Source organism: Aquimarina mycalae (genome assembly GCF_029906345.1).
In the GTDB taxonomy this organism is placed as follows: Bacteria; Bacteroidota; Bacteroidia; order Flavobacteriales; family Flavobacteriaceae; genus Aquimarina.
The window spans coordinates 231131-256317 of record NZ_JARYGY010000005.1 but is presented as its reverse complement, the minus strand read 5'-3'; the positions used below and the strand labels follow the sequence as shown (position 1 = coordinate 256317).

Annotated in this window: 24 protein-coding genes and 1 tRNA gene; 16 read left to right on the top strand and 9 right to left on the bottom strand. The window is 32.8% G+C overall.

What is annotated here, in order from left to right:
* Positions 1–9 precede the first annotated feature (9 nt).
* The 5 genes from rpsF (at position 10) to QBK95_RS13535 (ending at position 5012) form a co-directional block, all read left to right on the top strand.
* Positions 10–348, top strand: a complete 339-nt coding sequence (gene rpsF, locus QBK95_RS13555; protein WP_027391118.1) for a 30S ribosomal protein S6 — start codon at positions 10–12, stop codon at positions 346–348.
* Entirely contained in the window at positions 348–647 is a 300-nt protein-coding gene (rpsR, locus tag QBK95_RS13550) for a 30S ribosomal protein S18 (RefSeq protein ID WP_174412104.1), read from the top strand. Before rpsF ends, rpsR begins: the two co-directional genes overlap by 1 nt.
* 16 nt (positions 648–663) lie before the next feature.
* Positions 664–1116: a 50S ribosomal protein L9 gene (gene rplI / locus QBK95_RS13545; protein WP_280934644.1), complete on the top strand. Its 453-nt coding sequence runs from the start codon at positions 664–666 to the stop codon at positions 1114–1116.
* A gap of 115 nt (positions 1117–1231) precedes the next feature.
* Positions 1232–4435 carry a TonB-dependent receptor gene (locus QBK95_RS13540; RefSeq protein WP_280934642.1) on the top strand — a complete coding sequence of 1068 codons (3204 nt, stop codon included), beginning with the start codon at positions 1232–1234 and terminating at the stop codon, positions 4433–4435.
* A gap of 97 nt (positions 4436–4532) precedes the next feature.
* Positions 4533–5012: a DUF6495 family protein gene (locus QBK95_RS13535; protein WP_280934640.1), complete on the top strand. Its 480-nt coding sequence runs from the start codon at positions 4533–4535 to the stop codon at positions 5010–5012.
* 9 nt (positions 5013–5021) lie between these two features.
* Here the strand turns inward: QBK95_RS13535 and QBK95_RS13530 are convergent, their stop codons facing one another.
* Positions 5022–6257, bottom strand: coding sequence for an ABC transporter permease (locus QBK95_RS13530; protein WP_280934637.1), 1236 nt, complete (start codon positions 6255–6257; stop codon positions 5022–5024).
* Between the two features lie 227 nt (positions 6258–6484).
* Here QBK95_RS13530 and hisS point away from each other — a divergent pair, with 227 nt between their 5' ends.
* Positions 6485–7855, top strand: coding sequence for a histidine--tRNA ligase (gene hisS, locus QBK95_RS13525; protein ID WP_280934635.1), 1371 nt, complete (start codon positions 6485–6487; stop codon positions 7853–7855).
* A gap of 72 nt (positions 7856–7927) precedes the next feature.
* Entirely contained in the window at positions 7928–8392 is a 465-nt protein-coding gene (locus tag QBK95_RS13520; protein WP_280934633.1) for a hypothetical protein, read from the top strand.
* 401 nt (positions 8393–8793) lie between these two features.
* Here the strand turns inward: QBK95_RS13520 and QBK95_RS13515 are convergent.
* Positions 8794–8867, bottom strand: a tRNA-Met gene (locus QBK95_RS13515).
* A gap of 143 nt (positions 8868–9010) precedes the next feature.
* On the opposite strand from QBK95_RS13515, the gene QBK95_RS13510 reads away from it, so the two are divergent.
* Positions 9011–9403: an START-like domain-containing protein gene (locus QBK95_RS13510; protein WP_280934631.1), complete on the top strand. Its 393-nt coding sequence runs from the start codon at positions 9011–9013 to the stop codon at positions 9401–9403.
* A 65-nt stretch (positions 9404–9468) separates the two neighbouring features.
* Complete coding sequence (locus QBK95_RS13505) at positions 9469–10317, top strand: aminotransferase class IV (protein ID WP_280934628.1); 849 nt, start codon at positions 9469–9471, stop codon at positions 10315–10317.
* On the opposite strand, the gene QBK95_RS13500 is transcribed toward QBK95_RS13505, so the two are convergent.
* The 5 genes from QBK95_RS13500 to QBK95_RS13480 form a co-directional block, all read right to left on the bottom strand.
* Entirely contained in the window at positions 10314–10874 is a 561-nt protein-coding gene (locus tag QBK95_RS13500; protein WP_280934626.1) for a YqgE/AlgH family protein, read from the bottom strand. The two genes, QBK95_RS13505 and QBK95_RS13500, sit on opposite strands and share 4 nt — an antisense overlap.
* A 133-nt stretch (positions 10875–11007) precedes the next feature.
* Positions 11008–11280: an HU family DNA-binding protein gene (locus tag QBK95_RS13495; protein ID WP_280934624.1), complete on the bottom strand. Its 273-nt coding sequence runs from the start codon at positions 11278–11280 to the stop codon at positions 11008–11010.
* 186 nt (positions 11281–11466) lie between these two features.
* Entirely contained in the window at positions 11467–12414 is a 948-nt protein-coding gene (gene fmt / locus QBK95_RS13490) for a methionyl-tRNA formyltransferase (RefSeq protein ID WP_280934622.1), read from the bottom strand.
* Positions 12415–12421: 7 nt separating this feature from the next.
* Positions 12422–14314 (bottom strand): RecQ family ATP-dependent DNA helicase, encoded by a 1893-nt coding sequence (locus QBK95_RS13485; protein ID WP_280934619.1) that lies wholly within the window; start codon positions 14312–14314, stop codon positions 12422–12424.
* 5 nt (positions 14315–14319) lie between these two features.
* A complete protein-coding gene (locus QBK95_RS13480) occupies positions 14320–14877 on the bottom strand; it encodes an AAA family ATPase (RefSeq protein WP_280934617.1) in 558 nt (185 codons plus the stop codon).
* Between the two features lie 180 nt (positions 14878–15057).
* On the opposite strand from QBK95_RS13480, the gene QBK95_RS13475 reads away from it, so the two are divergent.
* The 7 genes from QBK95_RS13475 to murA all read left to right on the top strand — a co-directional run bounded on the left by QBK95_RS13475 (position 15058) and on the right by murA (position 21887).
* Positions 15058–15519, top strand: coding sequence for a (2Fe-2S)-binding protein (locus QBK95_RS13475; protein ID WP_280934615.1), 462 nt, complete (start codon positions 15058–15060; stop codon positions 15517–15519).
* 19 nt (positions 15520–15538) lie between these two features.
* Positions 15539–17692: a xanthine dehydrogenase family protein molybdopterin-binding subunit gene (locus QBK95_RS13470; RefSeq protein WP_280934614.1), complete on the top strand. Its 2154-nt coding sequence runs from the start codon at positions 15539–15541 to the stop codon at positions 17690–17692.
* A 3-nt stretch (positions 17693–17695) separates the two neighbouring features.
* The gene (locus QBK95_RS13465; RefSeq protein WP_280934612.1) at positions 17696–18766 is read left to right on the top strand and encodes an XdhC family protein; all 1071 of its coding nucleotides are present in this window, start codon (positions 17696–17698) and stop codon (positions 18764–18766) included.
* A complete protein-coding gene (locus QBK95_RS13460) occupies positions 18717–19382 on the top strand; it encodes a nucleotidyltransferase family protein (RefSeq protein WP_280934610.1) in 666 nt (221 codons plus the stop codon). The genes QBK95_RS13465 and QBK95_RS13460 overlap by 50 nt, the downstream gene beginning before the upstream one ends.
* Positions 19383–19419: 37 nt before the next feature.
* Positions 19420–19713, top strand: coding sequence for a DUF493 family protein (locus QBK95_RS13455; RefSeq protein ID WP_280934608.1), 294 nt, complete (start codon positions 19420–19422; stop codon positions 19711–19713).
* Between the two features lie 168 nt (positions 19714–19881).
* Entirely contained in the window at positions 19882–20538 is a 657-nt protein-coding gene (locus QBK95_RS13450; protein ID WP_280934606.1) for a DUF4290 domain-containing protein, read from the top strand.
* A gap of 32 nt (positions 20539–20570) precedes the next feature.
* Entirely contained in the window at positions 20571–21887 is a 1317-nt protein-coding gene (gene murA, locus QBK95_RS13445; RefSeq protein ID WP_280934605.1) for a UDP-N-acetylglucosamine 1-carboxyvinyltransferase, read from the top strand.
* Positions 21888–22120: 233 nt separating this feature from the next.
* On the opposite strand, the gene QBK95_RS13440 is transcribed toward murA, so the two are convergent.
* Both QBK95_RS13440 and QBK95_RS13435 read right to left on the bottom strand, forming a co-directional pair.
* The gene (locus QBK95_RS13440; protein WP_280934602.1) at positions 22121–23431 is read right to left on the bottom strand and encodes a DEAD/DEAH box helicase; all 1311 of its coding nucleotides are present in this window, start codon (positions 23429–23431) and stop codon (positions 22121–22123) included.
* 181 nt (positions 23432–23612) lie between these two features.
* Positions 23613–24383 carry a LamG domain-containing protein gene (locus QBK95_RS13435; protein WP_280934601.1) on the bottom strand — a complete coding sequence of 257 codons (771 nt, stop codon included), beginning with the start codon at positions 24381–24383 and terminating at the stop codon, positions 23613–23615.
* Positions 24384–25187 lie beyond the last annotated feature (804 nt).

Sequence of the window (25187 nt, the reverse complement as noted above, 5' to 3'; positions counted from 1 at the left end):
AGATTTTTTATGAATCATTATGAAACTGTTTTCATCTTGAATCCCGTTTTATCTGAAGAGCAGATAAAGGAAACAGTTAAGAAATACGAAGACATTCTTGTTTCTAACGGTGCCAAGATGATATCTAAAGAAGACTGGGGGCTGAAAAAGCTTGCATATGCAATCCAGCACAAGAAAAGTGGATTTTATCACTTATTTGAGTACACTGTACCAGGAGAAGCTATCAACACTGTAGAGGTTGAGTTCAGAAGAGATGAAAGAGTAATGCGTTATCTTACTGTTCGTCTTGATAAGCATGCAATTGCTTGGGCTGAGAAGAGAAGAAATAGAAACAAACAAAAAGCTTAATTATGTCATCTATAGAACAACAAGCTAAAGGAAAAAAAGATGGAGAGATCAGATATCTTACTCCATTAAATATAGATACTTCAAAAACTAAAAAGTATTGTCGTTTCAAAAAGTCTGGAATTAAGTATATTGATTATAAAGATCCAGATTTCTTAATGGCATTTGTAAATGAGCAAGGTAAATTATTGCCTCGTCGTCTTACAGGAACTTCTTTAAAGTATCAACGTAAAGTAAGTGTAGCAGTAAAAAGAGCTAGACATTTAGCATTAATGCCATACGTTGGTGATTTATTAAAATAAAATTAGTCATAACATTATGGAACTTATATTAAAGAAAGACGTTGAGAATCTAGGATTCGCAGACGATGTGGTAGAAGTGAAGAACGGTTATGGACGTAACTTTTTGATTCCTGGAGGTTTTGCTGTATTAGCAACTCCATCTGCTAAAAAAGTATTAGAAGAAACGTTAAAACAACGTGCTTTTAAAGAGAAGAAAGAAATCGAAGATGCTGAGAAAATAGCTAAGAAAATTGCTGCTTTTGAAATTAAGATTGCTGCCAAGGTAGGATCTGGCGATAAATTATTCGGTTCTGTCTCTAACGCTGATGTTTCTGAAGCTTTAGCAAAAGAAGGTGTAGAACTTGAAAAGAAGTTTATTACAGTGCCTGGTGGAACTATTAAACGTTTAGGACAATATGAAGCATCTGTTCGTCTTCATAGAGCAGTTATTGCTAATGTACCTTTTGAAATAGTTGCACAAGCTAAATAGATTGGATTGATTTGATAATCAGTTGATAACTGGTTTATAACAATATTAAAAATCGCTCATTTGAGCGATTTTTTTTGTTTAAATTAAGGGGTAATTCACACAAAATTCTCAATCAATGAAAACAAATCTTCTCACATTGATTTTTGTATTGATGGCAATGTCAATTAGCGCTCAGGTTACTACTTCTAATATTTCGGGATTAGTATATGATAATGCAAGCCAATTGTTACCAAGTGCAAATATCACAGCAGTACACTCTCCAACAGGAACAACATATGGAGGGACTACCAATTTTGATGGCCGTTTTGACCTTATTAACCTAAGAGTTGGAGGTCCTTATAGAGTAACTATAAGTTATGTCGGTTTTAAGAAAAAAGTATATGACGATGTTTTTCTTCAATTAGGGCAAACCTATAACATTGATGTTATTATGGTAGAAGATGATAATCAACTTGAAGAAGTTGTAATCACTTCTAGTAAGAATGCAACATTTAGTAGCGAGCGAACTGGAGCAGAAACCAGTATAGGTAATAGAGAATTAAAGGCTTTGCCTACTATTACGCGTTCTGCAGCTGACTTTTATCGATTAGAACCTACAGCTTCTAGTAATGGTTCTTTTGGAGGTAGAAATGATCAATTCAATAATTTTAGTTTAGATGGATCAATTTTTAACAACCCTTTCGGATTGGATGCTGCAACTCCAGGAGGTCAAACCAATGCACAACCAATTTCTTTAGATGCAATTGATCAGATCCAAGTGTCAACAGCACCTTATGATGTAACACAAGCTGGGTTTACAGGTGCATCTGTAAATGCCGTTACAAAAAGTGGAACCAATGAATGGAAAGGAACTGTATACGGTTTTTATCGTAATCAAGATTTAACAGGAGATAAAGTAGGTGATGACAATATTATTGTACCAGATTTAACTCAAGCGCAATATGGTTTAAGTATCGGAGGACCAATTGTCAAAAATAAATTGTTTGTTTTTGGAAATTTTGAAATCGATGATCGTGAAGATTTGGGAACTAATTTTTTGGCCGCCAGACCTGGATTAACAGGTGCAAATGTTTCTAGAGTAAGTGCAGATGATTTAGATTACGTATCTCAACAACTAAGTGCTTTGGGGTATGAAACAGGGCCTTATGAAGGGTATACACATAATACTGAATCTACCAAAGGAATTTTAAAACTGGATTGGAATATCAGTACAAACCATCGTTTAGCTTTAATATACAATTTTCTGGACGCTTCTCGAGATCTTCCTGCTAATCCAGAAGCAATAGGTAGAAGAGGTCCTGATCTCACTACCTTACAATTTAGAAATGCTGGCTATAGAATAAATAATAAAATTAATTCCTTTTTAGTGGAGTTAAACTCAAATTTTGCAGGTAATATATCTAATAAGTTTCAAGCAGGATACACCTTATTTGATGATAGTAGAGATCCTTTTTCAGCACCAGCTCCACCAATCAATATTGCACAAGATGGTGTGAGATATATTGTAGCAGGTCATGAACCTTTCTCTATTAATAACCGATTAGAGCAAAAAGTATATCAGGTAACGAACAATTTAAATATAGTAACAGGAAAGCATACGGTAACTATAGGTGGTAGTTTTGAACGTTTTGAGTTTGATAATTCTTTTAATCTTGGGGTATATACATATTTTAATGCTAATGGAGGTGTTGGTACATTTGCTCCTGATTTTGATAGCGTTAGAATAACTCCAGGTTCTACAAACAGTTTTGAGCAAGCAATTAATAATGGACTAATTGCAGAGGCGTTAGCAAATGCTCAAAATGTATTTGACACTAATAATACGACAGGCAATTGGGCACTTGCCGAAACCAATGTTGGACAATTGGCTTTTTATGTCCAAGACAAATGGAGGATTAACGATAAGTTTACTTTAACTTATGGAATTCGTGTAGATCAACCTTTGTTTTTTGATACCAGAGATAAAATTGCCGAAAATATAGAAAGAGCAGCAGGAGGTACTTTTCCTGATGGTAATTACCAACCAGGAATCACTTATTTTGATGAAAATGGAACCCAAACTCAATTAAATAGTTTGGATTTACCTTCAAAAGAATTGTTGATCTCTCCAAGATTAGGATTTAATTACGATGTAAAAGGTGATAAAACACTCCAAATTCGAGGAGGAACAGGAATTTTTACTGGTAGATTGCCTTTTGTATGGATAGGAAATCAAGTAGCAAACCCTAATTTCTTTTTTTATACAACGTCAGCGCCTAATTTTCAGTTTCCGCAAGTGTTTAGAAATAGTTTAGGAGTGGATTATAAGTTTAAAAATGGAATTATAGCTTCTACAGATTTAATTTATACAGAAGACATTAATGCGCAGATGGTAAGGAATTATGGTTTAGCCAGACCTACAGGAACATTAAATGGTGTTGATAATAGACCAATTTACCAAGCATCGGATAGAGCAGTAAATGAATTTGGAGGAATTACCAATGCATATGTGTTCACAAATACTAATGTAGGGTATTCTTTTAATTGGTCTTTTAAATTGCAAAAGAGTTTCAAGAATGGATTGTTTGCCAGTATTGCGTACAATTACCTAGAATCAGAAGATGCAAGTTCTTTGGATGCTGAAATTTCTAGTGATGCTTATGATAGAAATCCTGCTTTGGGAAATGTAAATCAAGCAGTAAGCTCTGCTTCTCGCTATGGTGATAAACATAGAATAGTGGGACAACTTAATAAAGCTTTTAGTTATGGTAAAAATAAACAATGGAAAACCTCATTAGGAGCTTTTTATGAATATGCACAAGGAGGAAGATTTTCTTATACTTATTCTGGAGATATAAATAATGACGGTTCTGTATTGAATGATTTGATTTATATTCCAACCTCAGATGAATTAGCTACATACACCTTTAGTGGGAATGCTATGGAACAAGCTGATCAAAGAGCTGCTTTTGAAGCGTATATACAACAAGATGAGTATCTGCGTGAGCGCAGAGGGGATTATGCAGAGAAATATGCTATTTTGAGTCCCTGGAGAGGAAGATGGGATGTAAAATTGCTACAAGATTATAATTTCCAAATAGGGGACAAGACAAATACGATTCAATTAAGTGTTGATATTCTTAATTTTGGTAATTTATTAAATTCGGATTGGGGAGTAATCGAAATCCCTGTAAATGATCAACCTCTTGGAGTTTCTGTAGATGCAACAAATATTCCTACGTATTCCTTTGATACATCACAAACCAAAACATTTGCAAATGATTTTAGTCTTGATTCCAGATGGCAGGCACAGATCGGATTAAGGTATATTTTTAATTGAAATAAATAAATTTAGATGATTTAAAAAATCTGCTTCTGTTTTATGAGGAGCAGATTTTTAATTATTACTATTTTTGCAGCCAATTTTATCAGAAATAATGAAGTATCAAAGGCTTACTAAAGAACAATTAGAAGAATTACATCAGGAATTTATTAATTTTTTGGCTACACAATCTATTACTGCGGATGAATGGAACGAGATCAAAACTAATAAACCCGAAGTAGCAGAGGAGGAACTGGATATTTTTAGTGATCTGGTTTGGGAAGGTGTGTTAAGTAATGCAGAATTTTTAGAGCATTTCTCTAAAGACCAAATACATCTTTTTCATTTAGGTGAAACGGAAATGCATTTAATAGCAATAAAGGTAAATGCGCCTGATATCGATATTACCACCCAAGAAGGTTACGATTGGTTACGAAACAACCTCCTAGATGATCAGGTAGCTTTCTATAATGCTAATAAAGAATATAGCGAAGATCCTAATATGGATAAGTTTAAACTTATTTTACAAGGAGCGAATATTACCAAGGGTGAGTTGTTTCAATATTTTGAAAAACTTGTAGCAAATAAGGAGTAAACTTGCTTTTTACTCATATCTTAAAGATTCTATTGGGTCTTGTCGTGCTGCCTTTACAGCAGGGTAAGATCCAGAGACAACAGCAGTTAAGAAAGAAGTAACTACCGCGGCAATTATTGCTAACCAAGGAATTGTAAACTGAAAATCTGATAGTACAGCAGCCAGACTTCCTAATGCGATTCCTAAAATAATTCCTACGATACCTCCAATTTGTCCAATGATCACAGTTTCCATAAAGAACTGACTCGAAATAGTCTGTTTTTTTGCACCAAGTGCTTTACGTACCCCAATCTCTCTCGTACGTTCTGTAACTGATACTAACATGATATTCATTAATGCGATAGAAGACCCGAAAATGGTTATAATACTAATGATCCAGGCAGCCCAGTATAAATAAGAAGTAATACTCGAAATCCGATTGATAAGATCATCACTTCGTTCTAGTCCAAAATTATTGTCTTCTACAGGATTTAATCCTCTTATGTTTCTAAAAGTGATAATAGCTTCATCTTGTGCGCCTTCTAAAAATTGTTTGTCATCTACTTTTACGCTAATATTATAATTGATGTTAGGTAGTGTGTAAATGGACCTAGCAACTTGCAGAGGAATAAGTACTTTAAGATCTTGATTGTCTCTAAAAGTTGCACCTTTACTTTCTAAAACACCTATTACTTTAAATTTAACGCCTCTAATACTGACGGTTTTATTAAGAGGATCTACATCTTTAAAAATATTTTTTGAAAAATCTGATCCAATTAAGCAGACATTATTATTGTTTTCTATATCAAAAAAAGTAAAATTCCTTCCAGTTTCTACTTCTGTTCCCGTATTTTCTAGATAATTTTCGTTAACACCTACTACAGAAGCTTCTGGATCTGTTTTTTCATTTTCATATTTGACTTCAGCATTTCTGGTTCCTGTAAAAGAAATAGAAGTTTTAGAAAAAGGATATTGAAACTTATCCTTAAACTGTTTCACATTTCGATAATTAATAATCGGATTTATTTTTTCTCTATCTCTATTTCCTCTGGTAGTAAACTCATAACGTTGTATATTAAAAGTATTAGACCCCATGGATGCAAAATCTCCAGTAATAGTTTTTTCTAGAGCACCCAGAAACGTTAGGATACCTACTAAAGCTGTAATACCAATAGCGATGATTAAAACGGTAAGAATTGTTCGTAATAACTGACCTTTTATAGAGTCTAGTGCAATACGGATATTCTCTCTGAAAAGTGAAAACATAATGAGTTAATTAGTGTCGTTTGAAGTATAAGACTACAAAACGTGCTTAAAGTTACTCAAAAAACTAAATTTTATGACAGTAAGTAAAACTCTTTGTGGTTTTCCACTAAAATTTTAAAGCTTTTTTAGATATTTACATCCTTAAAAAGTTAGTAGTGGATGGTTAGTGTTTGCTAATAGGTAATCTGAAACTGATAACAAAAAAAATAATAAGCAAACAATTAATAATGGCACAGAAACCTTCTATACCAAAAGGAACTCGGGATTTTTCACCAGTAGAAGTCGCAAAGAGAAATTATATCATAAATACTATTAAAGAACAGTTTCAATTATTTGGATTTCATCCTATTGAAACTCCAAGTTTTGAAAATAGTGATACGCTAATGGGGAAGTATGGAGAAGAAGGTGATCGGTTGATTTTTAATATATTAAATAGTGGAGATTATCTGAATAAAGTTGATGATTCGTTATATGCCAGTAAAGAAAGTGCAAAAATTACTTCTAAAATAAGTGAAAAAGCACTTCGATATGATCTGACAGTTCCGTTTGCTCGTTATGTAGTACAGCATCAAAATGAAATTGATTTTCCGTTTAAAAGATATCAAATACAACCTGTTTGGCGCGCAGATCGACCACAGAAAGGTCGATTTAGAGAATTTTATCAATGTGATGCAGATGTGGTAGGAAGTAGATCTCTATGGCAAGAAGTTGATTTCATTCAGCTATATGATAAAGTATTTAGTAAACTTGGTTTAAAAGGGGTTACGATTAAAATGAATAACCGCAAAATTCTATCTGGAATAGCAGAGGTTATAGGTGCAAGTGATAAATTGATTGACTTTACAGTAGCTCTTGATAAGTTGGATAAAATAGGTGAAGAAGGAGTTAAAAAAGAAATGCTGAATAAAGGAATTTCTGAGGCAGCTATTGAAAAAGTAAAACCTCTTTTCAATTTTACTGGGACTACGTCAGAAAAAATTAATAAATTAAGGGAATTATTAAGTGCTTCTGAAGAGGGAATAAAAGGAGTAGAAGAATTAGAATTTATTACGAATACAATCAATGAAATCCCTTTAGACACCGCTGTACTTGATCTGGATGTTACGCTGGCACGTGGTTTAAACTATTATACTGGTGCGATTTTTGAGGTTTCTGCTCCAGAAGGAGTGAAGATGGGATCTATAGGAGGAGGAGGTCGTTATGATGATCTTACAGGTATTTTTGGATTAAAAGATGTAAGTGGTGTTGGTATTTCTTTTGGATTGGATAGAATATATTTGGTACTTGAAGAATTAGGGTTGTTTCCTAAAACCGTAGCTCCTTCAACAAAAGTATTATTTGTTAATTTTGGTGAAACTGAAGCATTATATTGTCTAAAAACTATACATCAGCTTAGGGATTATGGGATCATTGCAGAATTGTATCCTGACAGTGCTAAAATGAATAAGCAGATGAAGTATGCCAATAAGAGAGTTATTCCTTTTGTAATTCTTGCTGGGACTTCAGAAATTGAAAATAACATGTTTACAGTAAAAAACATGGAAACTGGTACTCAGGAAACAATGAATTTAGAAGAATTAAAGGTACTTTTGCAATAAGCGAGTTTAACATAAAATTGGCTAATCAATAAATAACTTTGAATAAAAACTAATTAATAGCCTGTTATAATTATGAGAAATATCTTTTTGAGTTCACTTTTATGTCTTTTATTCGCGTCTATAGTATCGTGTAAAAAAGACCCTAAATCTGATAAGTTAGAAGTAGTAGAAGAGGTTGTAGACTCAACAGATGTTGCAGAAGAGGTAGTTGAAGAAAAGAAACCTGTTGTAAAAAAGAAGAAAAAGAAAAAAAAGAAACCAAAAACTGACATCGTTCCTCCAGGAGCTCCATCTTTTGAAAATACAGCAGCTAGAAAATATGTTAGGGATTATGAAGCATATGTAGCGAATTATAAAAAAGCTGTAGAAGCAAAAGCAGATATGGATGCTTTTTTAAAATTAAGTGAAGCCAGTAGTAGTTTAACTAAACAATATAGAACATTGATTTCTACACTTTCTGGAGATGAAATAGAGAAAATGAGTAAATATATTCAGAAAAAATCTCAACAGATCGATGCTTTAAATAAGCAGATGTAACGATTACATCACTAACAACTAATAATCTAAACCATCTTAAATTTTAAGATGGTTTTTTATTTGAAATTAAGTTCGAGATTTATAGTGGTATTACGTTGTAGATTTTTCGATAAAACTTGCTATGGTTTAAAGTTAATTTTATTAGATCTCTCTGAATTATAGATGAGAAAGAGTATTACTCTATAATACTTCATTCTTAGTTTATTCTTTAAAAAGAATTAATGAATATTGATTTAAAGAAAAACTACTTGATGATTGATTTATGCTAAAGGAATTGTTTGGATAAAGAAGTAGTTTATAAGAATGTGCAAGAGCTCTTGATATAGCCCTTAAATTTATTTTTGGGAGTATGTGTAAAATAAAAAAAAGCCCTTAAAATAAGGGCTTTTAACGAATTACTGTAGCGAGAGGGGGGCACGATCCCCCGACCTCTGGGTTATGAATCCAACGCTCTAACCAGCTGAGCTACCTCGCCAAATAGATGCTACATCATTTTAATTCGGGTGCAAATATAAAAACAAAAAGTATTGTAGCAAACAATAAAGTGTAATTAATTTTTTTCAAATACTTTTAAAGTAAATAATTAATCTATATATTGGCTTACTAACAATTTGCAATATGTCTGAAAAAATAAAATACGAACTTGAATTTGTAATACAATCCTCTCCACAGTTATTATACCAATATATTTCTACACCTTCAGGGCTTTCTGAGTGGTTTTCTGATAATGTAAATTCTAGAGGAGAAATGTTTACATTTATATGGGATGATAGTGAGGAGGAAGCAAAACTTCTAAGTAAGAAAAGTGGAGAAAGAATCAAGTTCAGATGGATGGCTGATGACGAAGATGGAAATGATTATTTTTTCGAAATGCGTATACAAGTCGACGAAATTACCAAAGATGTTTCTCTAATGGTTACAGACTTCTCTGATGATGACGAAATTGAAGAAAATAAAATGTTGTGGGATAATATGATAAGCAATTTAAAACATGTTTTAGGTTCTTCATAATTCCTTTATTTTTATAACGTATATTTGCCCCGCCCAATAATAATTGGTAATAAGGGGCTTTTTTTATGGTTAATATTAACGGAAATCTAGTAAGTGATAATGAAGCTTCATTATCTATTGCAAATAGAGGATATGCGTATGGTGACGCGATATTCGAAACTATAAGAGTAAATTCTGGAAGTATACTTTTTTGGGAAGATCACTATTTTAGGTTAATGGCTTCCATGAGGATTTTACGAATGGAAATCCCTATGAGTTTTACTCCAGAGTTTTTACAACAAGAAATAATAAATCTCATTAAGAAAAGTAATTTGATAAATTCTTCGGTTAGAGTGAAGATTATTGTCAATCGAAAAGCAGGAGGTTTATATACACCTGCAGATAATAAGATTGAATATACTATTTCTGTGGCTCCACTTACAAATACTTTTTATACTATTAAAGACGAGTTAAATACGGTAACCTTATTCAAGGACCATTATATCGCCGCGGATTTACTTTCTACTTTGAAATCTAACAATAAGTTAGTTAATATTTTAGGTGGGATTTTTGCAAAGGAAAATGGTTTTGATAATTGCTTGTTACTTAACGTTAATAAAATGGTCATAGAGGCGTTAAATGGTAATTTGTTTTTAGTTAAAGAGAATAAAATTAAAACTCCACCCATATCTGATGGTTGTTTAAAAGGAGTTTTAAGAACTCAATTACTGAGAATTCTTGACAAACTTCCTGAATATGAAATAGAAGAAGCATCTATTTCTCCTTTTGAATTACAAAAAGCAGACGAATTATTTATTACAAATGTAGTTACTGGAATACAACCCATTACCAAATTTAGAAAAAAAGAGTATGGATCTAACATATCTAGAAGGCTATTAGGAATGTTAAATGCAAGAATTAGAATTGGTGATTAGTTATAGCTAGGGTTTTCTGGAGCATTAGACCACAGTAAATATTCTCCACCTAGTTCTATCATTTTTTCTTTCCAAAAAGTATTATAGGATTTACCAATGATATTTTTTTCATAAGTGTTTTTTACAATAACCCATGAGTTGGCTTCTAGTTCTTGAATTAATTGCTCAGCATCCCAACCAGAATATCCTAAAAAAAACCGAATTTCATTAGGAGTTATTTTGCTTTCTGCTATCAATGTAGATACAACAGAAAAATCTCCTCCCCAATAAATTCCAGAAGAAATCTCTACACTATTAGGTATTAGGTCAGGGATTTTATGAATGAAGTATAAATTATCCTGTTCTACAGGACCACCATTATATATTTTAAATTCAGCCTCTACTTCAGGTACTAAATCTGACAGTACATAATCTAGCGGTTTGTTCATAATAAATCCAATAGAACCTTGGTCACTATGATCAGCTAACAATACCACTGAACGGTTAAAAGACACATCACCAATAATTGATGGTTCAGCAATAAGCAGATGTCCTTTTGCGGGTTGAAGTGATATCATGGATGGTGTTAGTTTATTCTAAAACTAAATAATTATTTCTAATAATCAAAGGAGTTGCTTGATTTTTGTGGTTTATTCATAAAAAAAAGCCCCCTAATTAGGGAGCTTTCTATAATATCAAAAACTAATTAAATTAGTTAACTGAACTAGATAAATCTGCACCAGCTTTGAACTTTACAACATTTTTAGCAGCAATTTTGATAGTTTTACCTGTTTGAGGGTTTCTACCTTCTCTTGCAGCTCTTTTAGAAACTGACCAAGATCCAAATCCTACTAAAGAAACACGGCCACCTTTTTTAAGAGAACCTTCTACATTTCCTAAGAAAGATTCTAAAGCTTTCTTTGCTGCTGCTTTTGTAATTCCAGCATCAGCTGCCATTGCATCGATTAATTCTGTTTTGTTCATAATTCTGTTTTTAAATTAATTGTTGGTTAAACCAAATTTTTGTTAAACGCTCTACAAATTTATACGGATTTATGATTCGTGCAAGGATTAGCCCAGTAAATACGGGGTTTTGTTGATAACTCAAGAGGATTGTTAATAAACAAGTATGTTTTTTATGAATTTTCTTACTCTAGTGATAGCGAGGGCTCAGGCCATTTTTGCATCCTTATAAAAGGTGTACCCATTTAATAAAGCAGCGGTGTCCATTGCTTTTTTCCCCGGAAGTTGAATTTTATTAAGAATAAGATATCCTTTTTCTACAGCAACCTTTACCAAAGAACCTTCAACAATAATTTTACCTATATCAAAATTGTGCTCTTCTTTTTCCATGGTAGCATTATATATTTTGATAGCAACTTCTTCTCCTTTATTATGAAGTAAACACCAGGCAGTTGGGTATGGGGTTAGTCCTCTAATAAGATTATAGATATTATGTATAGAATCAAGCCAATTAATTTTGGTATTTTCTCGATTCAATTTATAAGCTGTTTTTAATTCCCCTTCTTTTGGTTGTTCTGTGGTTGTTACCGTTTCATTTTCTATTGCTTTAATGGTATCAATTACAAGAGTAGCTCCTTCTATCATTAATTTATCATGCAGAATACCTGCTGTATACTTATCTTCAATAGAAATTTCTTTTTGGAGGATAATATGACCTGTATCAATTTTTTCATCAATAAAAAAAGTAGTGATTCCAGTTTTTTGTTCTCCATTGATAATTGCCCAATTTATCGGAGCAGCACCTCTATAGTCTGGTAATAAGGATGCATGTAAATTAAATGTTCCGTATTCTGGCATATCCCAAACTACTTTTGGCAACATTCTGAAGGCAACAACAATATTAAGATTAGCTTCTAATGCTTTCAACTCTTCAATGAATTTTTCATCCTTTAAATTGGTAGGTTGAAGTATCGTAAGGTTTTGAGACATTGCATATTCTTTAACTGCTGACGCTCTTAGTTTTCTTCCTCTTCCTGCTGGTCTGTCTGGAGCGGTAATAACACCTACCACATTGTAGTTGCTTTCTATAATAGTTTTTAGGGTTGCTACAGCAAAATCTGGAGTTCCCATAAATAGAATTCGTAAGTCTCTCATTATTTATTTATAGTAGTTGATAGTTATTATGTTGATCAATTTTTATTATGTTACGTTCATTTAACTCTCTTAGTACGGCAAGTGCAGGTTCTTCTGGATATTTTAATTGGGTTAAAATAGCTCTGGAAGACAATTGTTTGTTTTGCAATAATGATATGATATCATTTCTAATTTCTTGGGGGTCAACCTTTGTATTCTTTTTTGAAACACAAACACTACAAACACCACAATTCTTAGCATTCTTTTCTCCAAAGTAGGAGAGTAGTTGCTTATTTCTACATAAGGTTTCATTTTGTACAAAACCAATCATGTTTTTTACTTTGTTAGTTTTAGAATCGTTAAGCTCTTTTATAAATGGTTTTACTCTATTGATAGTATGATCATCTTCTCTTGGTACTAAAAAAACAATATCTGCGTCTGTCAATTTATGGTTAAATAAAACTAGATCTGCTTCCTGCAATTTTTCTAATACTTCAATAACAGTATTTTCTATAGTATTTACTTTTGATGCAATAAGCGATAGGTTAATAGTTACCTCTTCATCAAAAATACCTCCATAAGTTCGCAATATGGCTTTTGTTATTAATTCCAGATGAGGATTATTCTCTATATAGTTTAGTAATTGGTTTCCTGTAGTAGTTACATGTAAGCTACTTTTTTTTGTAAACCGTTGTGTAAAATTAATAACACTACAACGATCTAAATATTGTAGTGCATTGTATGTCATTAATGTAGGAAATTTATATGTTTTGCAAAAGATATTAAAATTGAAACCATGCACAGTTTGCTCTCCTTCTCCGTAGGATATTCTAAAGTAGTTGCATAATTTGCGATATACCGATTTCACAAAATCAATGTTTGGTAATACCTTAATAAACTGATTTTGTACTCTTAAAATATCATTTTCGTTTTTTAACAGAAAAGCATAAGAAGTCTCGCCATTGCGCCCTGCTCTTCCAGCTTCCTGAAAATAACTTTCTATACTTTCTGGAATGTTGTAATGTATTATCGTTTTTACGTTTGCTTTATCGATACCCATCCCAAAAGCATTTGTAGCGACCATTATTTGGATCTCTTCACTAATCCATTGTTGAAAACGTTTCGTTTTTTCTTTAGTATCAACACCTCCATGATAGTAGGTGGCAGCAAATCCAGAATCACGTAAGAAATCACTAATTTCGATTGCAGACTTTCGGTTTCGCACGTATACAATCGAGCTTCCTTTATATTTATTCAGGATTCGAATGAGTTTATCATTTTTATCAAGTGTGTGATATACCATGTATCCCAAATTACTTCGATAAAAAGATTGCCTGAATATTTTGGGTTGAAACAAATCCAGTTCTTTAATAATATCATCTACAACTTCTGGAGTAGCAGATGCTGTTAAAGCGATCATGGGAACAGCTGGTTTGATTTCTCTTAAAACTTTTATTTTTTTGTAAGAAGGTCTAAAGTCATTACCCCATTGCGAAATACAATGTGCTTCATCTATTGCAATTAGGTTAATATTCATTCTTTTTAACCGTTCCTTTACTAAATCCTGTTGAAGACGTTCTGGAGAAAGATATAAGAATTTATAATTACCGTAAATGCAATTATCTAATAAAGTATCTAATTCTGAGTATTTAATACCACTGGTCAACGCTATCGCTTTTATACCTTTTTGTTGCAAGTGCTGTACCTGATCTTGCATTAATGCAATAAGAGGTGATGTTACTATGCAAATACCTTCCTTAAGTAATGCAGGTATCTGAAAGCAAATAGATTTTCCTCCACCTGTAGGAAGTAGTGCAAAAGTATCATTGTTTTCAACAACAGCATTGATAATTTCTTCCTGTAACGGTCTGAAAGTATCATAATTCCAATTTTGCTGTAAGAGTTGGATTGGGGTATTCATTAATACTATATTACGTGTTGTAATATAAAGGTACTACGTTCTTTTACATTTCCAAAAGGAACTTCAATACAATTGTATCCAAATTTTGAGTATGTTTCTAATAAATGCTTATGAATTTGTTGAGCTTCTTCAAAACTTTCATAACGTTCCTCATCAGAAGTATAAATCTCTTTCCAAGGAGGTAATAAGAAAACCTGATCATACTTATAATTCTGACAAGCCTCTATAAATGGAGTATCATAGGTTTGGTTAAATAAATCCATGTATGCTAAAACATCAGGGATGCCTCTATCATAAAAGGCAATTTCTTTATCATCAGCCCTGGAATCTTTATATTGATTAATACGACCTTTCATTAGTTGAGTATTAAAATCATAAGGATCAGAAACAGTGGCTATAGGGTTCGAAACAATCTGAAGTGTATCATCACTGTTTTTTACTTCTTGGGTAATACTTCTAATAAATTCGGGAAAACAAAAGTAACCTTCTTCCTCTAGTCTTTTAATAATTGATGTTTTTCCAGTCGAAGGACCTCCTGTGATAACTATTTTGTGCTTTGCCAAAGAATTATTTTTCTACAAATTTCGGAATTATAATGTGATTTTAAAAATACTATGATAAGTATACCATAAAGGTCTGTTAAAGTTGAATTTATACACTTGTATTTTTAGTAACTTCAGTAACAAAACAACATTAAATATCTTATTTAGACTAATTAAATACAAATCCTAAAAGTAAAACTCATGCCAGTCTATAATTTAAAAGTAAATGGTCAACCTCTTTCTGTAGAGGCTGATGAAGATACACCACTCTTATGGGTATTACGAGATCAATTTGATCTTGTTGGAACCAAATTTGGTTGTGGAATTGGACAATGTGGAGCCTGTACGGTTCATGCCGACGGAGTAGCGACAAGAAGTTGTTTGCTAAAAGTTTCTGTTGCCACAGAAATGGACATCGTAACTATAGAAGGTTTATCCAAAGATGCTTCACATCCTGTACAACAAGCCTGGAAAGAAATTGATGTTCCTCAATGTGGATACTGTCAAGCGGGCCAGATTATGTCTGCAGCAGCTTTTCTGAAGCAAAACCCTAATCCTAACAGAGAAGAGATTAGAGATGCTATGAGCGGCAATATCTGTAGATGTGCTTCTTATAATAGAATAGAGAAGGCAGTAGAAAAAGCTGCTAGTAACATAAGTTAACCAATTTAAATCCACAATAATGAAAAGTATAGCGACTCCTTCTCTAAGTAGAAGGTCATTTATAAGAACATCAGCATTAGCAGGTGGAGGAATCTTGATTGGTTTTAACCTGTTTCAGGCTTGTAAACCAGAAGTTGTACCTCCTGTTGATATTGCTGATTTAAATTTTAACGACTTTAACGCTTTTATTAAAATAGCAGATAATGGTATGGTGACCATATTCTCGCCCAATCCTGAAATTGGACAAGGTGTAAAAACATCTATGCCGATGCTTATTGCAGAAGAACTAGATGTTACATGGAATAATGTTCATGTGGTTCAGGGAGCGTTAGATACCGAAAACTTTACCAGACAGGTTGCTGGAGGAAGTCAATCGTTAAGACAAGGTTGGGAGCCATTACGACAAACAGGAGCCACGGCAAGACAAATGTTGATTAATGCGGCAGCAACTAAATGGGGAGTTGATCCTTCTGAATGTACAACCAATAATGGTGTGATTTCTAATGGTAACGGTGATACATTGGGATATGGAGAAGTTGTGAAAGAGGCAGCAACTCTAAAAATACCTGAAAATATAACACTAAAAGATCCAAAAGATTTCAATATTATAGGAAAAGATATTCCTAATGTGGATGTAGATAATATAATTACAGGAAAACCCTTATACGGAATGGATTATAAGGAAGAAGGAATGGTGTATGTATCTGTATTAAGACCTCCAGCTTTTGGAAAAAAATTACATGACTTTGATGCAACAGAAACTAAAGAAGTTTCTGGAGTAATAGATGCTTTTAAGTTTGGAGATAAAATTGCAGTGTTAGCAAAAAATACTTGGTCTGCAATGAAAGGTAAAAAAGCACTGAAAGCGCAATGGAAAAATGATTCTAAATTAGAAAACACTGAAGATCATGATAAGATATTGACGGATCTTTTAGAGGGTAATGAATTTAATACCATGCGAGCTGATGGAGATGTAAAAAAAGCTTTTGCTGCTGCTGATAAAGTTTTGGAAAGAGTTTATGAATCTCCTTTTCTTCCTCATAATTGTATGGAACCCATGAATTTCTTTGCGCATGTTACAGATGAAAAAATCAGACTAGTAGGTCCAATTCAGACACCTGCAGGAACTGCAAGAAGAGTAGCTGCATTATTAAATAGAAAACCCGAAGAGGTTTCAGTAGATATGACAAGAATGGGTGGTGGTTTTGGAAGAAGGTTATATGGTGATTTTGCTTTAGAAGCAGCAGAAATATCTAATATTTCTAAGAAACCTGTAAAAGTGGTATACTCTAGAGAAGATGATATGTCCGCAGGAATTTATCGTCCTGCAATTAAATATAAAATCAGTGCTTCGATCAAGGATGGTAAGTTAACAGGATATCATCTTAAAGAGGCAGCTGTTAATTCTAATATGTATGGATTGATACCGAATTTCTTTCCAGCTGGAGCTGTAGAAAATTATCAGGTAGATGTAGCCAATTATAATAGTAATATTACCATTGGCGCCTGGAGAGCACCATATACCAATTTCCTTGCATTTGCCGAACAAAGCTTTTTTGATGAATTAGCAGAATTAATGGAGGTAGACAATATTCAGTTGCGATTAGATTTATTGCAAAATGTAAAAGGACATAATGATGATAGAATACAGTATTCTCCAGAACGTTTAGAACAAGTAATAAAAACTGCAGTAGAAAAATCTGAATGGGGTAAGAAACCAGAAGGAGTATATCAAGGGTTTAGCGCATATTATTGTCATAATACTCATGTCGCTGAAGTAGCGGACGTTGTATTAGAAAATGATCAAGCTGTTGTAAAAAAAGTTACCTGTGTAGTGGATTGCGGTATTGTAGTCAACCCATTGGGAGCTAAAAATCAAATAGAAGGCGGTGTAATAGACGGTATAGGCCATGCGATGTATGGTGATTTTTCGTTTAAAGATGGAAAACCTCAGGATACTAATTTTAATACGTATCGACTAATACGAATGAATGAAACACCAATTGTAGAAACTCATTTTATAAAAAGTGATATAGCTCCTACAGGATTAGGAGAACCTACATTACCGCCTGCAGGTGCAGCTATAGCAAATGCAATTAAAGCCGCAAAAGGAATCAGGTTAACAAAACAACCCTTTGTCAAGAATATGGACAATAAAGAATTGTTAGGGTAATTTATGACACATGAGTTTAAAGAAATAATAGCATCATATCAGAAAGCGAGTCAGAACGGAATTCGAGCCGTCATAGCAACAGTTGTTGATGTTGACGGCTCGTCTTACCGAAGACCTGGTGTGGGAATGCTTATTTTAGAAAATAACCATATGACAGGTGCTGTTAGTGGTGGATGCGTAGAAAAAGAAGTATTAAGACAATCACAATCAGTTTTTGAAACTGGCCAAGCTAAAATGATGACCTATAATGGTAGATATCGTTTAGGATGTGAAGGTGTTTTATACATACTTATCGAACCTTTCTCTATATCTGACAGCACGATTTCTATTATACAAGAGTACCTATCCGCTCGAATGATTTTTAGAATTAAATCTTATTATAATAAAAATGAAGGTTTTTCTTCTAATATGGGATCTACTATTTGCTTTGGAGAAGCTCAAGAATTCGCTTGCTCTAATTCGTTGGATGTAGATGTTATAAAAGAAGATAAGACCGTATCATGTTTTGATAGAGAAATGCAGCCTTGTTTTCGTTTAGTTATTATTGGTTCAGAACATGATACTGTACAATTGAGTGCAATAGCTTCGGCAACTGGATGGGAGGTAGAAGTAGTAAATACGCCTAAAAACCCAAAGATAATTTCTGATTTTCCAGGAGCTGATAAAGTATGGAATCTCGCACCAGAAGATTTAGTTATAGATAGGGTAGATAAACAAACTGCAATTGTTCTGATGACCCACAATTTTGCAAAAGACCTGTTGTATCTTCAGGCAATAAAAGATACACAACCTGTATATGTTGGTCTTTTAGGGCCATCAAGAAGAAGAGAAAAATTGTTATCAGCTTTTATTGAATATTTTCCAGATGTAACAGATGAATTTATGGATTGCATTCATGGACCTGCAGGACTTAATCTTGGAGCAGAAACACCTCAAGAGATAGCTATTTCCATTATTGCAGAAATATTATCTGTAGTACGTAATCAGAAACCAATCCCATTGCAAGATAAGATTGGTGGGATTCATGGAAATATACCAAAAGAAACAACTTCCAGTATTGCAAACAGCAATTAAAAATATTGTCCATATCATATTAGCGGCGGGATCTTCAAATCGAATGGGACATCCTAAGCAACTGTTGCCTTGGAAAAATAAATCGTTAATAGTTAATGAAATTGAAAAATCACTACAACTTGAACAAGTTATTACTATTGTAGTTTTAGGAGCTAATTTTGAGATTATTAAAAAAGAGATAAAAGATTTTGCAGTAGATATTATCTACAACCAAAAATGGGAATCAGGGATGGGTACTTCTATAAGTTGTGCTTTGCAGGAGGCCTTAAGAAAGCAACAAAACTTTAATGGAGTCCTAATCACATTAGTAGATCAACCATTAATTGATAAGATGTATTTAGAAAGTTTAATTTCAAAATTTAATCAAAATCAAAATTCGATTGTAGCGACTACAACAGGAAAAAAAATAGGCGTTCCTGCACTTTTTCCAAATACCTATTTTAGCGAATTAATTCAATTGAATGATGATTATGGAGCACGTTATGTTATTAAAAAATATAGAGATCAGGTCATCTCGATGGATGGAAAAGATATGACCGACGATATAGATACAATAGAAGAGTACAAAGCTATGTTAGAAAGGGTAAAGAGTAATAAAAAGCAATACAATATATAAAAGAGAAGACGTATCTTTACCAAAAATTTTGTGATACATGAGTGATGCTTCTAATTCTGAAGAATTTTATAAAAAACTAAAGGTACAATTGGCTGATACAGCTTTATGGCCAACTGCATATTTATATAAATTTATTGTTCCTACAGATACTGGTAAAATTGAACAAATAGAAAGTATATTTGATAATTTAGGTGCTGTAATAACTACCAAACAATCCAAAAACGGTAAATATACTAGTGTATCTATAAATGTACGAATGAAAAATCCTGATCAAGTAATTGCTAAGTATAAGGAAGTAGCAGAAAAAGTAGAAGGGGTAATTTCATTATAGTTCAAATATTTTTATAGAATTAAAATAAGCATACTAATTTTATTTTAGTATTTTGCAAAATAATTAATGAGCAACTGAAAAGTCTACACTTTAGATGTCAGTTTAATAACATACCATCCCTTTTTAGAGAAGCTCATTCTACTTGGATTTTTAAGATATTGTAATTTTATGGATATTAATAATTTAGAATATAATACTGAGCGTGAAAAGCTCATCATACCAGAGTATGGTCGTCATTTACAAAAAATGATTGATCAAGCTGTGGAAATAGAAGATACAGAAGAAAGAAATAAAGTGGCTAAAGCAATTATTGCCGTTATGGGTAACCTGCAGCCACACCTTAGAGATGTGCCAGATTTTCAACATAAGCTTTGGGATCAATTATTTATTATAAGTGATTTTAAACTGGATGTAGAGGCACCATATCCAATACTAACTAAAGAAAAGTTAGAAGAAAGACCAGAACCGTTAGAATATCCGCAGAATTTCCCAAAATATAGATACTACGGTAATAATATCAAAAGAATGATTGATGTTGCTAACAGTTGGGAAGAAGGTGATCTAAAAACGGCATTGACCTATACGATTGCTAATCATATGAAAAAATGTTATCTAAATTGGAATAAAGATACAGTTGATGATCAAGCGATATTTAATCACCTATTAGAACTAAGTGATGGAAGGATCGATTTAAGGAATAGTACGGAAGATCTTAGTACTGCTACAGATTTAATGAGAGGGAAGAAGAAGAACTATCGTTCACATACTTCTAATAAAAAGAATTACCGAAGCGGTGGAAACAACCGTGGTAAAAAACGTTATTAACCAGTACCAACACCCATAACCATTCAACTTTTATGAGTACTTTTCAGATAGAAGGAGGGCATCAGCTTAAAGGGGAAATCACACCTCAAGGAGCAAAAAATGAAGCCTTACAAATTCTTTGTGCCGTTTTACTAACTCCAGAAGAGGTAACAATTTCTAATATTCCCGATATCAGGGATGTAAATAAATTAATAGAGATTTTAAGAAATCTAGGCGTCAAAATTCAGAAACTCGGTAAAGGTAAGTATACTTTTAAAAGTGATGAACTGAATTTGGAATACCTGGAAAGTGAACAGTTTAAACAAGAAGGAAGTGGTCTAAGAGGGTCTATTATGATCGTAGGACCATTGTTAGGTAGATTTGGAAAAGGGTATATTCCTCGTCCTGGAGGAGATAAAATAGGCCGTCGTAGATTAGATACACATTTTGAAGGATTTATTAATCTAGGAGCAGAGTTTAGATATAATAAAGAAGAACGTTTTTACGGAGTAGAGGCCCCAGAAGGATTAACAGGGACTTATATGTTACTAGATGAAGCTTCGGTTACGGGTACTGCAAATATTGTAATGGCTGCTGCATTAGCGAAAGGAAAAACCACTATTTATAATGCCGCCTGTGAGCCATATTTACAGCAGTTGTGTAAAATGGTTAATTCTATGGGAGGTAAAATTGAAGGAGTAGGATCGAACCTGCTAACCATCGAAGGTGTTGAGTCTCTTGGAGGTTGTGAGCATAGAGTATTGCCAGATATGATTGAAATAGGTTCTTGGATCGGTTTAGCAGCGATGACTAAGAGTGAAATTACGATCAAGAATGTTAGCTGGGAAAATCTTGGGGTGATACCTAATACATTTAGGAAATTAGGAATCACTTTAGAACGAATAGGTGATGATATATATATTCCAGCACATACAAATGGATATCAGATTGAAAATTATATCGATGGATCATTTATGACAATTGCAGATGCACCTTGGCCAGGATTTACTCCTGATTTATTGAGTATTGTATTGGTAATTGCTACACAAGCTAGAGGAGAGGTGATGGTACATCAAAAGATGTTTGAAAGTCGTCTGTTCTTTGTTGATAAGTTGATTGATATGGGAGCAAAGATCATATTATGTGATCCACATAGAGCAACTATTATTGGTCACGATTTTCAATCTACCTTAAAAGCAACTACGATGGTATCTCCAGATATTAGAGCAGGAATATCCTTGTTGATTGCAGCCTTAAGTGCTAAAGGAACTTCGACAATTCATAATATTGAACAAATTGATCGTGGCTATGAAAATATAGATGAGCGATTGAGAGCGATTGGAGCAAAAATAATCCGAATAGATTCTTAAAAAACGACATTCATACAAAATACTGTATAGAAAAAGAGGAATGTGATTGCTATAGTTCCTCTTTTTTGTTTTTTAATAAGAATAGATTTAAACGATCTCACTGTGTCCATTTAAAATGTAAGATGAGAAATAGAGTTTCTTTTTCTTGAAACAAAGGCTAGGATAAAGAGTTTAATGTAGGACACCTCACCTTAATCTACTTCCTGAAATAGAAACAATAGATATTCTTTACCTTATATCATTGAAACTCTTACTTTCTTTTTCTTAAGTCTGGTATTAGTAACCTGTTCAATTACTTTTTTTGCTTTGGAAGCTTTTACAGCTACAAATGCACAATCTGGTTTGATTTCTATAATACCCAATTCATCTTTATTCAATTTTCCTTGTTTAAAGAAAAGACCGGCGATATCACCTTTAGAAATTTTATCTCTTCTTCCGCCAGAAATAAATAGTGTTTTCCAACCAGTTGGTTTTGGAATAGGGGCATCGATTAATGGTTGAATTTCTAGTTTATTAATAAAATCAGGTAATTCTTCATTTTTCCATTGAAGAATGTAAGCAGTTCCGTCTGCGTTCATTCTTGCGGTTCTTCCATTACGATGCGTGAATTCTTGACTTTTTAGTGGTAGATGATAATGGATAATATATTTAATCTCAGGAATATCAATCCCTCTTGCAGCTAAATCTGTTGCGATAATAATCTGATGGGTACCATTTCTAAATTTGATTAATGCTCTTTCTCTATCCTTTTGTTCCATACCACCATAAAAACAGCCGTGACCAATTTTATGCTCTTGTAAGAAGTCACTAACACGTTGGATAGTATCTTTATAATTACAAAATATAATCCCTGGTTGGTTACCAATATGATTTAACGCTTTTACCAGAGTAGGAAGCTTATCTTTGGTGTCTGAAATAATGGTTTTAAGCTGTAACTGCGATGAAGCCTCATCCAGATAATCAATTTGTACAGGGTTTGTAAGTCCTACGAAATCTGGAATAGCTACTTCTTGGGTTGCTGAGGTAAGTATCCTTTTTTGAATAGTAGGTAGAGCTGTTATAATTTCTGTCATTTCTACCTCGAAACCAATTTCTAATGATTTATCAAATTCGTCAAGAACAATTGTTTTTATATGATTTGTAGAAAAACTATCCCTTCTTAAACGATCTGCAACTCTACCTGGTGTGCCAATAAGAATTGCTGGACGATGTTTAAGATCTAATTTATCTTGTGTACCAGACCTTCCTCCATATACTGCGTTAACTTTATAACCTGTCCCCATATCTCTGGCAACCTGTTCAATCTGAATGGCTAGTTCTCTAGAGGGTACCAAAATTAAAGTTTGGATCTCCGAACAATCAGGATCTAATCCTGATATGATTGGTAATAAAAAAGCTACTGTTTTACCAGTTCCTGTTGGAGATAACAGCACTACATTATCACTAGAAGAAATGGCTAATTTAGCTTCTTCTTGCATAGAATTTAATTTTTCTATACCTAGTTTTTGTAAAATATGCTGCTGATTTTTTAAAGTACTTGACATTCCGCAAAGGTACATTTAATAGAGAAATATGAGCATGTTTTTTCTTCTAGATCGTAATTGGAATGTATGTAGTGAAATCTAGTTAAAAATTTATCTACGCTAAAAAAGCTTAATGATTATTTGAAGATATTGAAAGTCCTTGTGATAGAATACTGTCACAAGGACTTTATAAAAAATAAAATTATTGATTTAATTCTGAAATTTCACTTGCTGTAAGCTCGCGATTCCAATATCTGAAATCATCTAAAGCTCCTTTGAAATGATTTGCAGTTTCTGTCATAGACCTGTCGTGTCTTCCTATGCTACCAGAGGTGTTAGAATATTCTAAATCTCCTCCAGAACCAGAATAAGTACCAGAGGTCTTTACTCCATCAATATATATATCCATATTGGTTCCAGAAGTTATTATAATAGCAACATGATGCCATACGTTTACTTCTATGGCTTGATCTGCTACGTAAGTTCTCCTTGTGCTTGATAAATAATTATTGCTTCCATCTCCAAAATTTACCGCATAGTTGCCAGTAGAAGATTGAGAATTATAGTATATACCAGTATCTCTATTTTCTTCAAAAGAGGTGTTAAAGACGTCTCTATCAGAAACATCTTGGCTATCATACCTTATCCAAAAAGCTATGGATAGTGGTAAATTTGGTTTTAATTGAATTAAATTTGGTAAATCAATGTAATCATCAACACCGTCAAATAACACAGCACTTGCAGCATTTCCAAATCGGTCATTTGTAAATGTAGCACCAAAATTCTCTCCATTATAATCATTAATACTACTGTCATTCACATTTCCGTCAAAGGCGTAATGTAATAATAATTCATTTGATAATGTAGAGGGATCGGTAGTGGTAACTTCATCATCATCACTGCTACAGCTTGATAACCCTATAATTCCGAGTGTAAAAATTCCAATTAGTTTTAAATAATAGTTGTTTTTCATTGTCTTTAATTAATTAATGTATATAAGTAAGTGTCTTTTCAAAAGGAAATGTTACTACAGAATACTTAGTTTTTTTAAATTATTTTTTATCCTCGTTGATGAGGTTGTATTTAGGGGAGAGGAGATGACTTTAATATATCAATTACAACACTTCGGAAGAATCTAAATCTATCTAATGATTTTACTTACAAAAAGCTATAGTAGTGTTGTGTCTTTCTAATAATGATACGAAGTGTAAGTATTAAAGGATACGAATTGTATAACGAGCGGTTATTTGTTAGTTATCAACAATATAGTGTCATTTTATGAGGATTTTTCCCTTAAAAATGTTTATAACCTTTGATATCAACCTTTTTTTGTTAATAAAACTGATGTTTTTAACAGTATTGTTCAGGTTATTAACAATTTATGTAGGAAAATAACACTTTTAAACATTTTAATTAACATTAAATATGTTTTTTGTCGATAAAAAATGGTTTTATATATAATTATTAACAATAACTAGCTGATAATGTTGATTATATGTTAATAACTTCGTATATTTACTACAGTTAAACCTTAAATCACACAGTTATGAATCATCTTTATTCTTCTATCGAACTTATTTTAAAAAGTGCAGTTGATTTCTTAAGAGACCTACCTGGCGCATCTAGTTATGCGATCCGTAAGTAATAATAAATTGTTTAGTGTAATTTATAAATTGTGAAAGAGGTTATTTCTATGAAGTGACCTCTTTTTGTATTTGCATCCATCAAGTTTGCTCAATCTCCAAATATTTTGTTCTTTCGCTATCATAGTAAGATG

Excerpts from the sequence above, each read along its gene's own strand:
- rpsF (WP_027391118.1), top strand. The coding sequence starts at position 10 with ATGAATCATTATGAAACTGTTTTCATCTTGAATCCCGTTTTATCTGAA.
- rplI (WP_280934644.1), top strand. The coding sequence starts at position 664 with ATGGAACTTATATTAAAGAAAGACGTTGAGAATCTAGGATTCGCAGAC.
- QBK95_RS13540 (WP_280934642.1), top strand. The coding sequence starts at position 1,232 with ATGAAAACAAATCTTCTCACATTGATTTTTGTATTGATGGCAATGTCA.
- QBK95_RS13535 (WP_280934640.1), top strand. The coding sequence starts at position 4,533 with ATGAAGTATCAAAGGCTTACTAAAGAACAATTAGAAGAATTACATCAG.
- QBK95_RS13530 (WP_280934637.1), bottom strand. The coding sequence starts at position 6,257 with ATGTTTTCACTTTTCAGAGAGAATATCCGTATTGCACTAGACTCTATA.
- hisS (WP_280934635.1), top strand. The coding sequence starts at position 6,485 with ATGGCACAGAAACCTTCTATACCAAAAGGAACTCGGGATTTTTCACCA.
- QBK95_RS13520 (WP_280934633.1), top strand. The coding sequence starts at position 7,928 with ATGAGAAATATCTTTTTGAGTTCACTTTTATGTCTTTTATTCGCGTCT.
- QBK95_RS13510 (WP_280934631.1), top strand. The coding sequence starts at position 9,011 with ATGTCTGAAAAAATAAAATACGAACTTGAATTTGTAATACAATCCTCT.
- QBK95_RS13505 (WP_280934628.1), top strand. The coding sequence starts at position 9,469 with ATGGTTAATATTAACGGAAATCTAGTAAGTGATAATGAAGCTTCATTA.
- QBK95_RS13500 (WP_280934626.1), bottom strand. The coding sequence starts at position 10,874 with ATGATATCACTTCAACCCGCAAAAGGACATCTGCTTATTGCTGAACCA.
- QBK95_RS13495 (WP_280934624.1), bottom strand. The coding sequence starts at position 11,280 with ATGAACAAAACAGAATTAATCGATGCAATGGCAGCTGATGCTGGAATT.
- fmt (WP_280934622.1), bottom strand. The coding sequence starts at position 12,414 with ATGAGAGACTTACGAATTCTATTTATGGGAACTCCAGATTTTGCTGTA.
- QBK95_RS13485 (WP_280934619.1), bottom strand. The coding sequence starts at position 14,314 with ATGAATACCCCAATCCAACTCTTACAGCAAAATTGGAATTATGATACT.
- QBK95_RS13475 (WP_280934615.1), top strand. The coding sequence starts at position 15,058 with ATGCCAGTCTATAATTTAAAAGTAAATGGTCAACCTCTTTCTGTAGAG.
- QBK95_RS13470 (WP_280934614.1), top strand. The coding sequence starts at position 15,539 with ATGAAAAGTATAGCGACTCCTTCTCTAAGTAGAAGGTCATTTATAAGA.
- QBK95_RS13465 (WP_280934612.1), top strand. The coding sequence starts at position 17,696 with ATGACACATGAGTTTAAAGAAATAATAGCATCATATCAGAAAGCGAGT.
- QBK95_RS13460 (WP_280934610.1), top strand. The coding sequence starts at position 18,717 with ATGGAAATATACCAAAAGAAACAACTTCCAGTATTGCAAACAGCAATT.
- QBK95_RS13455 (WP_280934608.1), top strand. The coding sequence starts at position 19,420 with ATGAGTGATGCTTCTAATTCTGAAGAATTTTATAAAAAACTAAAGGTA.
- QBK95_RS13450 (WP_280934606.1), top strand. The coding sequence starts at position 19,882 with ATGGATATTAATAATTTAGAATATAATACTGAGCGTGAAAAGCTCATC.
- murA (WP_280934605.1), top strand. The coding sequence starts at position 20,571 with ATGAGTACTTTTCAGATAGAAGGAGGGCATCAGCTTAAAGGGGAAATC.
- QBK95_RS13440 (WP_280934602.1), bottom strand. The coding sequence starts at position 23,431 with ATGTCAAGTACTTTAAAAAATCAGCAGCATATTTTACAAAAACTAGGT.
- QBK95_RS13435 (WP_280934601.1), bottom strand. The coding sequence starts at position 24,383 with ATGAAAAACAACTATTATTTAAAACTAATTGGAATTTTTACACTCGGA.